Raw genomic sequence first — 11,671 nt, forward strand, 5'->3', positions numbered from 1 at the left:
CCACCCCCAGCCCCTCCCCTAAAGGGGAGGGGAGCAGGTAGGGCATATGCTCGGAACCACCTTCATCCTCGCGATCCGCTCGATCCGGCGGCATTTGCTGCGGTCGTTCCTGACCGTGCTCGGCATCGTCATCGGCGTCGCGGCGGTGGTGGCGATGGTGACGTTGGGCAAGGCGACCACGCTTCAGGTCCAGAAATCGATCGCGAGTCTGGGCACCAACGTCCTCCAGATCCGCCCCGGCCAGGGCTTCGGGCGCGGCGGCGGCGGACCGCGGCCGCCCGATTTCGACCCGCAGGATGTCGAGGCGATCGGCAAGCAGATCACCGGCGTCACCGCGGTCGCGCCGCAAGCGCAATCGACCGGCACCGCGATCTATGAAGGCCAGAATTGGTCGACCACGATCAACGGCACCACCGACGGCTATTTCCAGGTCCAGCCCTGGCCGCTCACCACCGGCCGCTATTTCAGCCCGGCCGAGGAAGCCTCGGGCAAGGCGGTCTGCATCATCGGCAGCACGGTCTACACCAACCTCTACAAGACCGCGCCGGCGATCGGCACGCGGATGCGCATCGCCGGCATTTCGTGCGACGTGATCGGCTTGCTGACGACCAAGGGCCAGTCGGGTTTCGGCGGCGATCAGGACGATGTCGTGATCATGCCGATCAAGGCGGTGCAGCGGCGGATGACCGGCAATACCGATGTGCGGCTGATCCTCGTCGGCGTCGACGAAGCCTATTCGACCGCGCAGGTCCAAGCGTCGATCACCGACCTGCTGCGCGAACGCCGCCATATCACCGGCGGCAAGGACGACGATTTCAACATCTTCGACACCAAGCAGATTTCGGACACGCTGAGCAGCACGACGACCTTGCTCACCAACATCGTCACCGCGGTGGCCGGGATCAGCCTGATCGTCGGCGGCATCGGCATTATGAACATCATGCTGGTGTCGGTCACCGAACGCACGCGAGAGATCGGCATCCGCCTGGCGATCGGCGCGGTCGCCAACGAAGTGCTGATGCAATTCCTGGTCGAGGCGGTGGTGCTGTCGTGCCTGGGCGGGTTGATCGGGCTGCTCTTGGGTCAGCTCGCGGTGATATTGTTGTCGGTGCTCGGGCAATTGCCGTTCATCTTCGACGTCCAGATCAACGTCATCGCCTTCCTGATCTCGGGCGCGATCGGCGTGGTGTTCGGCTTCTTCCCGGCGCGCCGCGCCGCGTCGCTCAACCCGATCGACGCCTTGCGGCACGAATAGGATAGGGCGATAGCCCGCCCCAACCCGTCATCCCCGCGACAGCGGGGACCCATCTCCAACCTTATCCGCTCACAATGCGGGTGAGATCTTGCTGCTCATCCGGGAGCTGGGTTCCCGCTGTCGCGGGAATGACGAATCAGATTTGCAGGCGGGTGCGGATCTGGCCGAACTTGGCCATAAGCTCGTCGAGCTCTTCCTCGGTATCGACATCGATCAGCTCGTCGGGATGGGTGACGACATGGCGGCCGGCGAGGATGAGGTCGCGCGCGCCGGCATCGCCGTCGAGGCTTTCGAGCGCGTCGAAGCGGTTGGCGCCGAACAAAGCAGGCGGCTTGGGGTGCACACCGTCGCTCGATGCGACGATCGTGTCGGGACCGGTCGCGGCGTGGAACAGGCGATAGATTTGCGCCGCGGTCACGCGCGGCATGTCGGCGAGCGCGATCAGCACCGCTTCGATCCCCGGACCGCGCGCCGCCGCGACGCCCATCTTCAGCGACAGCGACAATCCCTGTTCGGGGTGGCTATTATGCACCTCATGATAGCCGCGCGCGGCATAATCGAGCTGCACCCCATCGCGCACCGCCACGCGCCGGGCGAACGGCACCGCGTCCAACGCGGTGACGACATGCATGCCGAGCGGCTGGCCCAGGAACATCTCGGTCAGTTTGTCGGACAGGCCGAAGCGCGCCGACTTGCCCGCGGCGAGCAGGATCAATGCGGTGGTTTCAGGTGCGATCATGCAACGCTCCCACCATGCCGGCGGCGATCGACAAAGCGATCTCGGCCGGGCCGACCGCGCCGATGTCGATCCCGGCGGGTGCATCGATGCGGTCGAGGTCGGAGTCTGAAACGCCCAGCGCGCCGAGTCGCTCCCGCCGCGCGACATGACTGCGCCGCGATCCCAAGGCGGCGATATAGCCGGTCGGTGCCGCCAGCGCGGCGGCGAGCGCGGGGTCGTCGATCTTGATGTCGTGCGACAGCGTGACGACCGCGGTCGCCGCATCGGGCTTGAGCGCGGCGACCGCCTCGTCGGGCCAGCGATCGTCGAGCGTCACGCCGGGGAAGCGCTCGGCGGTCAGAAAACGCGCGCGCGGATCGATCACCGTCGTCGCGATGCCGAGCTCGCGCGCCAGCCCGGTCAGCGCCTGGGCGATCTGCACAGCGCCGACGATAAGCAACCGGCGCGGCGGTTCGTAGCGATTGACGAAGGCGGCGCCCTCGCCACCCATCAAAATGGCATTTTGATGGGACCCATCAAACGCACGCAGGCTCGACTGGCCGGTGTCGAGATTGGTGACGACGTCGAGTGCCGTGCCGCTCGCCCGCGCCTCGGCGATGCGGTCGAACAATTCCGGATCGAAACCGTCGGCGGCGACCGGCTGGACCATCACCGCGATCTCGCCGCCGCAGGGCAGGCCGACTTCCCACGCCGCGGCATCGGCCACGCCATAATGTTTGAGCTGGAACGACGCCCCGGCGATCACCTCGGCCGCGGCGGTCATGATGTCGGTCTCGACGCAGCCGCCCGACACCGATCCCTCGAACCGCCCGTCCTGATGGACGATCATATGGCTGCCGCGCGGACGCGGCGCCGAACCCCAGGTCGAGACCACGGTGGCGAGCGCCATCGGGGTACCGCGCCAGGCCAAAGCGGCGGCGATGACGGCGTCGTTATCGGCCATTCGCCGTCACCCCCGCGAAAGCGGGGGCCCATCTCGTGAAGGTGCCACCTGCCGACCGGGCGGGAGATGGGTCCCCGCTTTCGCGGGGATGACGGTTGGAGAGAATCGACCTCATACCGGCGGCAACCCAGGCAGCAGCTTGTCCAACGTAATCGGGAAATCCCGCACCCTCGCCCCGGTCGCGTTGTACACCGCATTCGCCACCGCGGCGCCGGCTCCGGAAATCCCCAGCTCGCCCACCGCCTTGGCCCCGACCGGATTGGCCTGGTCGTCGACCTGTTCGATGAAATGGCATTCGACCGCCGGCGCGTCGGCATGGACCGCGACATGATATTCGCCGAAATCGGGGTTCACGAACTGGCCGGTGCGGGTGTCGACCACTGCCTCCTCGCTCAGCGCATAGCCGATGCCCCAGATCATCCCGCCGACCATCTGGTTGCGCGCGGTCTTCTCGTTGAGCACGCGGCCGACATCGAACACGCCGATCAACCGGCGGACGCGGATCTCGCCGGTGACCGCGTTGACCGCGACCTCGGCGAATTGCGCGCCATGGCTGGCCTGGCTGGTGCGGCGGCTGACCTGGCCGGGGCCGGTCTTGCCATGGGCGGCAATCGGCTTGCCGCGGACCAGCTCTGCGATCGGCGAGGACCGCCCGCCGGCGCTGACCACGCTGTCTTTGAGCGTCAATTCCTCGGGCGCCGCGTTCATCCGCCGCGCGAGTTCGGCCAATATGTCCTCGCACGCCAGCGCCACCGCAGAGCCCGAGCTGCCCGCACCGAACGATCCGCCTGATCCCGCGCTGACCGGCAAGTCGCTGTCGCCCAGCCGGACATCGATCGCCGCTACCGGCAGCCCGAGCATCTCGCCGGCGACCTGGGCCAGCACGGTATAGGTGCCGGTGCCGATATCGGTCATGTCGGTCTCGATCACCGCGCGGCCCTCGGCGGTCAGCGTGACGCGTGCTTCGCTGTTGACGGTGAAATTGCCGCGCAGCGCCGCCGCCATGCCGTGGCCGATCAGCCATTCGCCCTCGCGGTTCTGCCCCGGCACCGGATTGCGCTGGTCCCAGCCGAAGCGGCGCGCGCCTTCCTCATAGCATTGCAGCATCAGCCGCGTCGAAAACGGCTTGCCGCTGGTCGGATCACTCTCGGGCTCGTTGCGGCGGCGCAGCTCGATCGGATCCAGCCCCAGTTGCTCGGCCAATTCGTCCATCGCGCATTCGACCGCGAAAGTGCCGACCGCCTCGCCCGGCGCGCGCACCGCGCCCGAGGACGGCAAGTCGACGATCGTCAGCGCGGTGGTGAAGCGGCGATGCTTGCCGGCATAGAGCGGGATCGTGCCGAAATGGACCGGCTCGAGAAATCCCTTGTCCGGTTTCTGCGAGGTCACGCTGTCATGCGCGAACGCGGCGATATGCCCCTCGGCGTCGCAGCCGATGCGGATGCGCTGCACCGTGTCGCCGCGATGATGGACCAGGGCCGAGGTCTGGCGGCGCGGCAGCGCGATCTTGACCGGGCGCCCGATCTCCCGCGCGGCGACCGCGGCCAGGATCGTTTCCGGCCCGACACCGGTCTTGCCGCCGAACCCGCCGCCGACATAGGGCGCGAGGATGCGGACCCGCGCCGGATCGAGCCCCAATTGATTGGCGATCGTCTCGCGCGCGCCGTTCAGGACCTGAAGCGAGGCGCGCACGACCAGATCGTCGCCTTCCCACCAGGCGGTGGTCGCATGCGGCTCGAGCGCGGCGGGGAAATGCGGCGGGGTGGTATAGCTCTGGTCGAAGCGCACGTCCGCCGCCTCGATCGCCGCATCGACATCGCCGATGACGATATTGGGCAGGAAACCGATCTTGTGGTCGACGATTGGCGTCTGCTCGGCGGGATCGAACCGACCTTCGCGCGTTTCGTACGTCACCGCGACCGCCAACGCGGCGTCGCGCGCGATTTCCAGGCTTTCGGCGACGATCAAAGCGATGGGCTGGCCGAAATGATCGATCGCGTCGGTCCAGTCGCTCATCGGCTCGCGGCTGCTGCCGCCGCTCGACGGGAAATCGGGATGCTCGACGATCACCCTGACCACGCCCGGCATGGCTTCGGCGGCTTTGGTATCGATGCTCAGCACCTTGCCCGCGCCGATCGCCGCGCCGACGATATGCGCATAGAGCGTGCCCTCGGGCGCGCCCTCGACCGCATAAGGCGCGGTGCCGCTGACCTTGAGCGGACCTTCGTAACGATCGATCCCCTTGCCGATCAGGCCCTGCACACCCTTGTCGAGCGCCGCCGGGCGATAGGGGGCGTCCATGGCATGGTCGTTCATCGTCGCCTCCCGGTCACAAAACGCCGATAGGGCGGGCGTTCGTTGATAGAGGAATCGGGTCGCGCATGACGGTTTTCAAGCGAATTCGCGTTGTAACGGTGCTGGCCATCGCCGCGCTGGCATCGTCGGCGATGGCGGGGCAAGGTGGAAAGATGAAGCCGCTTTCCGATCCCATCGTCATCGGCCATCGCGGGGCGAGCGGCGAACGCCCCGAACACACCTTGGCAAGCTACAATCTCGCGATCGACGAAGGCGCCGATTTCATCGAGCCTGATCTCGTCCTGACCAAGGACAATGTCTTCGTCGCGCGCCACGAGAACGATATTACCGGTACCAGCGACGTCGCCGATCACCCCGAATTCGCCGGCCGCAAGACGACCAAGCTGATCGACGGCGAGAGTCATACCGGCTGGTTCACCGAGGATTTCACCCTCGCCGAGCTGAAGACGCTGCGCGCCAGGGAGCGCCTGCCGCAATTGCGCCCGGCCAATGCCGCCTATGACGGCAAGTTCGACATCCCGACGCTCGCCGAGATCATCGCTTTGGCCAAGCAACGCTCGAAGCAAGTCGGCCGCACGATCGGCATCTATCCCGAGACCAAACACCCGACCTATTTCGCCTCGATCGCCAAGCCGATGGAGCGCCAGCTCGTCGCCGAGCTCAAAAAAACTGGCTGGGATTCGGCCGATGCGCCGGTGTTCATCCAGAGCTTCGAGGTGAACAACCTCAAGCTGCTCCATTCGATCACCAGGATCCGCCTGATCCAGCTGATGGATTCAACCGGCGGCCCCGCCGACAAAGCCGCGCCGAGCTATGCCGCGATGATCACGCCCGAGGGGCTCAAGCAGGTCGCGACCTACGCCTGGGGCATCGGCCCCAACAAGGACATGGTCGACAAAGGCGAGGGGGAGCCGTCCGCGCTGGTCGCCGATGCCCATGCCGCCGGCCTGCGCGTGCATGTCTGGACGTTCCGCGCGGAGAATTTCTTCCTGCCTGCGTCGCTCCGGAAAGGGGCCGATCCCCGCGCGCATGGCGATGTCGACACGGCGATCCGGCGCCAGCTTGCGGCGGGCATCGATGGCTTTTTCACCGACTTTCCGCTAATTGGATCAACCGCGCGCGCCGCCTATCGGGCCGGCGCGGGCAAATGACCCTTGGGGACGAGTAGATGCGTAGGATCTTGATCGCCGCCGCGGCCGCCTTGCCGCTCCTGACCGGCGGGTGCCTCGCCAAGACCGCGGTCGACGTCGCGACTCTGCCGGTCAAGGCGACGGGCAAGGCGGTCGATTGGACCACGACCAGCCAGTCGGAAGCCGACCGCAATTACGGCCGTAAGATGCGCAAGCAGGAAGCGCGCGAGGGCCGCGAGCGCAAGAAGGCGGCGGAGGCGTGCAAGAAGGACCCGTCGCAATGCGGCACCTATGACGGCTACCGCGCGGACGGTTCGGGATCGCGGAACTGAGTTCTTTCTAGCCCCTCCCCTTCAGGCGTCCCGGGTCGGTTGTGCCCCCGGCACAACCTGAACAGTCCGGGGGACTGTTCACCCGGAACGGGGTTGGGGTGGGGCAGTCACGGGCGATGCGCTCTGCGAGGCATCCCCCACCCCCTACCCTTCCCCTGAAGGGGAGGGGCTTGAATTGATTTCGTCCCCCTTTTCCCCGCCCAGCACCCCCGCGACCGCGCGCAGCGTCTCCGGGTGCATCTGCACCCCCATATGGCTGCTGACGATCTCGATCTCGCGGCATTGCGGGTCGTGGCACAAATGGCCGTTGACCAGCCCGTCGCTGGCCGACCAGATCGCGGTCGAGGGCACCGGCAGCGGCTGGGCGATCTCCTCGCGCCGCGCGACGACGCCGGGCGAATCGACCTTCTCGCCGGTCAGCCATTCGAACGCGCGCCAGACATTGGTCGCGTGCGGATCGCCGGCAAAGGGCGAGCTGACGGTGATCACCTCGCGCACCATCTCCGGCACGCGATGCGCCAGGAAGCGTGCCATGATCCCGCCCAGGCTGACCCCGATCAAGGTCACCGGCTCGCCCGCGTCGCGATGATAGGCTTCGAGCCGCGCGAGCAATTTCTCGCCTTCCGATCCGATCGCTCTGGCGCCACGATTGCGCCCCAGCCGCCACCCTTGGACGCGATAGCCGAGCGCGGTCAGATAGCGCTTCATCACCACATTCGACCGGTCCGAATTGAACAGGCCGGGCAGCAGCATGATCGGCCGCCCGTCGCCCGCCGGCGCCTTCATCAACTCGGGCCACGCGCCGGGAATACTCGCGATCGTTCCCACCATGCGGGGGAATTCCGCTGCCCATTGCGCCTTGCTCGGCGGGGTCAGAACCATGCCATCACGTCGATCGGAAAGGGTGTCCATACGCCTACTCTCACGCCTGCCGCTCTAAGCGCGCCACCGGTCCATTCGTTGCATGTCCGGATCGCGCTGTACGATCCGCGGCCGTCATAGAAGACGTCGTTGACGTCATATCCGCCCGCGACCTTGCCGCCCGGCCCGCGGGTCGCGCGAATATAGGCGGCCAGCCGGCGATATTGCTCCTCGCTCAGCACGATCGCGCGCGTGTCGGACCTGAGCGGCGGTTCGTCGACATGCTCGACATGGAGCACGGTGCGCGTACTGCCGGTCGCGGCGCGCAGCACGGTGAGCGGATGGACGTCGCTCCAGGTCGGCGTCTCGACATAGAAAGCGCGATCGCCCCAGCCGATCGCGACCCAGCCGAACCGGGCATAGCGCGGGTCGGCGATGTCGCTCGCCGGGAAATCCTGGGTCCAGTCGATCCGCGCGGCGCGTACCGGCAGCACCAGCCCGGTATGGATGCCGTTATCCTCGACCAGGATGCGGACGCCCTGCGCCGGCGGTGTCCAGCCGGCATTGGCCGGGATCGACCCGCCAACCATCCCCGCCGTGGCATAGGCCAAAATGACGAAGACCAGCGCCCGGCCGAACCATCCCAGGACGCTCGAGGCGCGCGACACGATTTCTTTCCCCACGGTCCTCGTGATAGATGGTTTCAATGGCAACTGAAACGCACGTTCTCGATTCTCCGCCGCCCGGTGCCGCGTCCGACTGGACGATTCCGCAGGACTGGCAGCATTATACGCCGGACGAGCACGCTACCTGGGATACTTTGTTCGCGCGCCAGGCGAAATTGCTCCCCGGTCGCGCGTCCGAAGCCTATCTGCGCGGGCTCGACGTGCTCAAACTGTCCAAGCCCGGCATCCCCGATTTCGAGGAATTGTCGGAGCGGCTGATGACACTGACCGGATGGCAGGTCGTCGCCGTCCCCGGCCTCGTCCCCGACGACGTGTTCTTCGACCATATGGCCAATCGCCGCTTCGTCGCGGGCAATTTCATCCGGCGCCCCGACCAGCTCGATTATCTCCAGGAGCCCGATGTCTTCCACGATGTGTTCGGCCATGTGCCGATGCTCGCCGACCCGGTATTCGCCGATTATCTTGCCGCTTATGGCCGCGGCGGCCAGCGCGCCTTGGGGCTGGACGCGTTGAAATATCTCGGCCGGCTCTATTGGTACACGGTCGAGTTCGGCCTGATCGCCGAGCCCGAGGGGCTGCGCATCTATGGCTCGGGGATCGTCTCGAGCTATGCCGAAAGCCAGTTCGCGCTCGACGACCCCAGCCCCAACCGGATCGGCTTCGACCTCGCACGGGTGATGCGGACCGAATATCGCATCGACGATTTCCAGCAGAATTATTTCGTCATCCCCAGCTTCGACGAATTGCTGCGCGTGACGGTGGAGACCGACTTCGCGCCGCTCTACGAGCAGTTGAAGGCTCAGCCCGACATTCCGATCGCCGACATCCTCCAGGAGGATGAGGTGATCACGCGCGGGACGCAGCATTATGCCAACGAAAAGGCATCGGCATGAGGTCGTTGCTTGTCATGGTCCCGCTGTGCTTGCCATGCGCGGCATTGGCGCAGACCTTCACCAATCCGCCGACCGTCGCTGCGCCGATCGCCAACTATTCCCACGTTGCGACAATTCCCGCCGGATCGGACCTGCTCATGCTGGCCGGCCAGGTGGGCAATGCGCCCGACGGCACGCTGGCGACCGGCGTCGAAGCGCAATATGAGCAGGCGCTCGCCAACATCGCCGCGATCCTGAAGAGCCAGGGCGCGACGCCGGCCAATCTGGTCAAGCTAACCATCTATCTGGCCGAGCCGATCGATCCGGCCCGCGCCAAGGCCGCGCGCGAAAAGGCGTTCGGCAAAGCCGCCCCGCCCTCGACCCTGGTCTATGTCGTCCGGCTCGCGCGGCCGGAGATCAAGGTCGAGATCGACGCGATGGCGGTCCGGCCAAAACGCTGAGAACCTAGCTCACCGGATGCTCGCGCATGCACTCACCGGCATAGCGCTTGGTGTCTTCCTGCGACGGGCCGGTCATCAGCTCGCCGACGCTCTTGGTGGCGATCAACTTGTCGGCGACGCAGCCGCACACGACCGAGAAGTCCTTGGTCGAGCCCGACGTCTTCTGCGCGCCCGCCTGGCACTCCGCGATGAACTTGGGCCGGAACGAATCGACGAACCCCTTGTCGAAGCTCGAACTCGAATTGCCGGCGGGCCCGCCCCCGCTGCAACCGGCGAGGATCAGCATGGCCAGGGTCAGCGGAACAGCACGAATCATAAAATCCCCCTTCGAGAATCAGATATCTAACGCCCAGCCGTCACGGCCCTTGGGATCGAATGGCCTGGTCGGCACATAGCGGACCCTGCCGGCTTCGAGCTTCAGGATCGTCCAGTCGCCGCGCCGGTCAGTCTGTAGCAGAGTGCAGCCGCAGGCGGCATAGGCTTCAACCACTTGATCGCGCTGCGTCTCGAGCAGACCAGCGAGCACGATCGTCGCCCCCGGCGTCGCGATCGCCGCGAGTTCGGGCGCCATCGACACGAGCGGCCCGGCGAGCACATTGGCGATGATAAGATCATAAGGCGCGGCCGCGGTGATCGCATCGTCGAGCGCGCCGTCGGCAACGATCAGCTCGACGCCGGCAATCGCGTTGGCCTCGGCATTCTCGCGCGTCACGTCGATCGCCATCGGGTCGATATCGGTCGCCATCACTCGCGCCCCTGGCCACACATGCCGCGCGGCGAAGGCGAGCAGGCCAGTACCGGTGCCGATATCGATGATATTGGCGAAGTTCTGCCCGGCCATCGCGTCGAGCATCTTCAGACAGCCCGAGGTGGTCGCATGGTGTCCGGTGCCGAACGCGCGGCCCGCATCGATCAGGAAAGCGCGCCCGCCCGCCGGCGGATCGATCGGATGCGCGCTGGTATGGACGACGAAGCGGCCCTCGCGGATCGGCTCGAGCCCGGCCTGGCTCAAGGTCACCCAATCCTCGTCATAGAGCGGCTCGACCAGCGGCGCGACATCGGCCGCGCTCGGCACCAGAGCGCGGATCGCCGCGATCATCGCCGCGTCGGGCTCGGCCTCGCTATAGGCATCGAGCCGCCAGCGTTCGACATCGTCCTCGACTTCCTCGGTCGTCATCAGCACCGCGTCGATCGCGATCTCGGCGGCATCGATCGCCTCGGCCTCGGCGCGCGTGCACGGCAGGGTCAGCCGCCAGCTGTCGATCGTGCGCTCCGCCTCAGCGGACATAGCTGGCCCCGTTCACGTCGATCACCGCGCCGGTCATCGAGGGCGGCGCGGAAGTCGCGAGATAGGCGACCGCATTGGCGACTTCCTCGGGATCGGCGACGCGGCCGAGCGGGATGTCGGCGAGCAATTTATCGCCGCCGCGGCTTGCCAAATACTCCTCGGCCATCCCGGTCATGGTGAAGCCCGGGCAGACCGCGAAAGCGAGGATGCCCTGGGCGGCATAACCGCGCGCGATCGACTTGGTCATCGCCACCATGCCCGCCTTGGACGCGGCATAATGCCAGTGTTGGGGGCTGTCGCCGCGATAGGCGGCGCGGCTGGCGACGTTGACGATCCGGCCGCCCGATTGGCGCTCCTGCCAATGCCTGACCGCGAACCGGCACAATTCGGCGCTGGCGGTCAGGTTGATCCGCATCGTGCGCTCCCAACCGGCGACCCAGTCGTCGTCCGAACGGTCGATCGGATTGTCCTCGAACACCCCGGCATTGTTGATCAGGACATCGACGCTGCCGAGCTCGGCCAGCGCCTTGTCCCACAATTGGCGCGGGCCGGCGGGGTCGGCGAAATCGGCGGCAATGCCGCTCGCGGTGCCGTGGCCGATCAGGCGGACGCCGTCGCCGGCGGAAAGCACCTGCGCGATCGCCGCGCCGATGCCGCGGCTGCTGCCGGTCAGGAGGATGTTGGTCATAGGCTCGCGATTACGGGGTGGGCGGTTCGCCGGCAATGCCCCGGGAGAGGGGGTATTCAAATCCTCCCCGGAACGGGGAGGGGGACCATCGCGCAGCGAT

General features: G+C 66.6%; 13 protein-coding genes. 5 read left to right on the forward strand and 8 right to left on the reverse strand.

Annotated elements, in window-relative coordinates; translation table 11 throughout:
- Window positions 1-46: 46 nt before the first annotated feature.
- The gene (locus tag SAS01S_RS19860) at window positions 47-1,255 is read left to right on the forward strand and encodes an ABC transporter permease (protein ID WP_066812645.1); all 1,209 of its coding nucleotides are present in this window, start codon (window positions 47-49) and stop codon (window positions 1,253-1,255) included.
- 136 nt (window positions 1,256-1,391) lie between these two features.
- On the opposite strand, the gene SAS01S_RS19865 is transcribed toward SAS01S_RS19860, so the two are convergent.
- From SAS01S_RS19865 to SAS01S_RS19875, 3 genes are all read right to left on the reverse strand, one after another.
- Complete coding sequence (locus SAS01S_RS19865) at window positions 1,392-1,994, reverse strand: nucleotidyltransferase family protein (protein ID WP_066812646.1); 603 nt, start codon at window positions 1,992-1,994, stop codon at window positions 1,392-1,394.
- Window positions 1,981-2,937: an XdhC family protein gene (locus tag SAS01S_RS19870; protein ID WP_066812647.1), complete on the reverse strand. Its 957-nt coding sequence runs from the start codon at window positions 2,935-2,937 to the stop codon at window positions 1,981-1,983. The genes SAS01S_RS19865 and SAS01S_RS19870 overlap by 14 nt, the downstream gene beginning before the upstream one ends.
- A 111-nt stretch (window positions 2,938-3,048) precedes the next feature.
- Window positions 3,049-5,253, reverse strand: coding sequence for a xanthine dehydrogenase family protein molybdopterin-binding subunit (locus SAS01S_RS19875; RefSeq protein ID WP_066812648.1), 2,205 nt, complete (start codon window positions 5,251-5,253; stop codon window positions 3,049-3,051).
- 131 nt (window positions 5,254-5,384) lie between these two features.
- On the opposite strand from SAS01S_RS19875, the gene SAS01S_RS19880 reads away from it, so the two are divergent.
- Both SAS01S_RS19880 and SAS01S_RS19885 read left to right on the forward strand, forming a co-directional pair.
- Window positions 5,385-6,404: a glycerophosphodiester phosphodiesterase gene (locus SAS01S_RS19880; protein WP_066812660.1), complete on the forward strand. Its 1,020-nt coding sequence runs from the start codon at window positions 5,385-5,387 to the stop codon at window positions 6,402-6,404.
- Window positions 6,405-6,421: 17 nt separating this feature from the next.
- A complete protein-coding gene (locus tag SAS01S_RS19885) occupies window positions 6,422-6,715 on the forward strand; it encodes a hypothetical protein (RefSeq protein ID WP_066812649.1) in 294 nt (97 codons plus the stop codon).
- Window positions 6,716-6,859: 144 nt separating this feature from the next.
- Here SAS01S_RS19885 and SAS01S_RS19890 read toward each other — a convergent pair whose 3' ends face one another.
- The gene (locus tag SAS01S_RS19890) at window positions 6,860-7,597 is read right to left on the reverse strand and encodes a lipase family protein (protein ID WP_245657029.1); all 738 of its coding nucleotides are present in this window, start codon (window positions 7,595-7,597) and stop codon (window positions 6,860-6,862) included.
- Window positions 7,588-8,244 carry a TIGR02117 family protein gene (locus SAS01S_RS19895; RefSeq protein WP_245657031.1) on the reverse strand — a complete coding sequence of 219 codons (657 nt, stop codon included), beginning with the start codon at window positions 8,242-8,244 and terminating at the stop codon, window positions 7,588-7,590. The genes SAS01S_RS19890 and SAS01S_RS19895 overlap by 10 nt, the downstream gene beginning before the upstream one ends.
- A 38-nt stretch (window positions 8,245-8,282) precedes the next feature.
- Between SAS01S_RS19895 and phhA the strand changes: the two genes are divergently transcribed.
- Together phhA and SAS01S_RS19905 are read left to right on the forward strand one after the other, a co-directional pair.
- Complete coding sequence (gene phhA, locus SAS01S_RS19900) at window positions 8,283-9,155, forward strand: phenylalanine 4-monooxygenase (RefSeq protein ID WP_066812650.1); 873 nt, start codon at window positions 8,283-8,285, stop codon at window positions 9,153-9,155.
- Complete coding sequence (locus tag SAS01S_RS19905) at window positions 9,152-9,595, forward strand: RidA family protein (protein WP_218016341.1); 444 nt, start codon at window positions 9,152-9,154, stop codon at window positions 9,593-9,595. Before phhA ends, SAS01S_RS19905 begins: the two co-directional genes overlap by 4 nt.
- A 4-nt stretch (window positions 9,596-9,599) precedes the next feature.
- On the opposite strand, the gene SAS01S_RS19910 is transcribed toward SAS01S_RS19905, so the two are convergent.
- From SAS01S_RS19910 to SAS01S_RS19920, 3 genes are read right to left on the reverse strand one after another with little or no spacing between them, the layout of a single operon-like run.
- A complete protein-coding gene (locus tag SAS01S_RS19910) occupies window positions 9,600-9,911 on the reverse strand; it encodes a hypothetical protein (RefSeq protein ID WP_066812654.1) in 312 nt (103 codons plus the stop codon).
- Between the two features lie 18 nt (window positions 9,912-9,929).
- The gene (locus tag SAS01S_RS19915; protein WP_066812656.1) at window positions 9,930-10,883 is read right to left on the reverse strand and encodes a 50S ribosomal protein L11 methyltransferase; all 954 of its coding nucleotides are present in this window, start codon (window positions 10,881-10,883) and stop codon (window positions 9,930-9,932) included.
- Window positions 10,873-11,571, reverse strand: coding sequence for an SDR family NAD(P)-dependent oxidoreductase (locus SAS01S_RS19920; RefSeq protein WP_066812658.1), 699 nt, complete (start codon window positions 11,569-11,571; stop codon window positions 10,873-10,875). Before SAS01S_RS19920 ends, SAS01S_RS19915 begins: the two co-directional genes overlap by 11 nt.
- Between the last annotated feature and the right edge of the window lie 100 nt (window positions 11,572-11,671).

It is taken from the genome of Sphingomonas asaccharolytica NBRC 15499 (assembly GCF_001598355.1).
Classification (GTDB): domain Bacteria; phylum Pseudomonadota; class Alphaproteobacteria; order Sphingomonadales; family Sphingomonadaceae; genus Sphingomonas; species Sphingomonas asaccharolytica.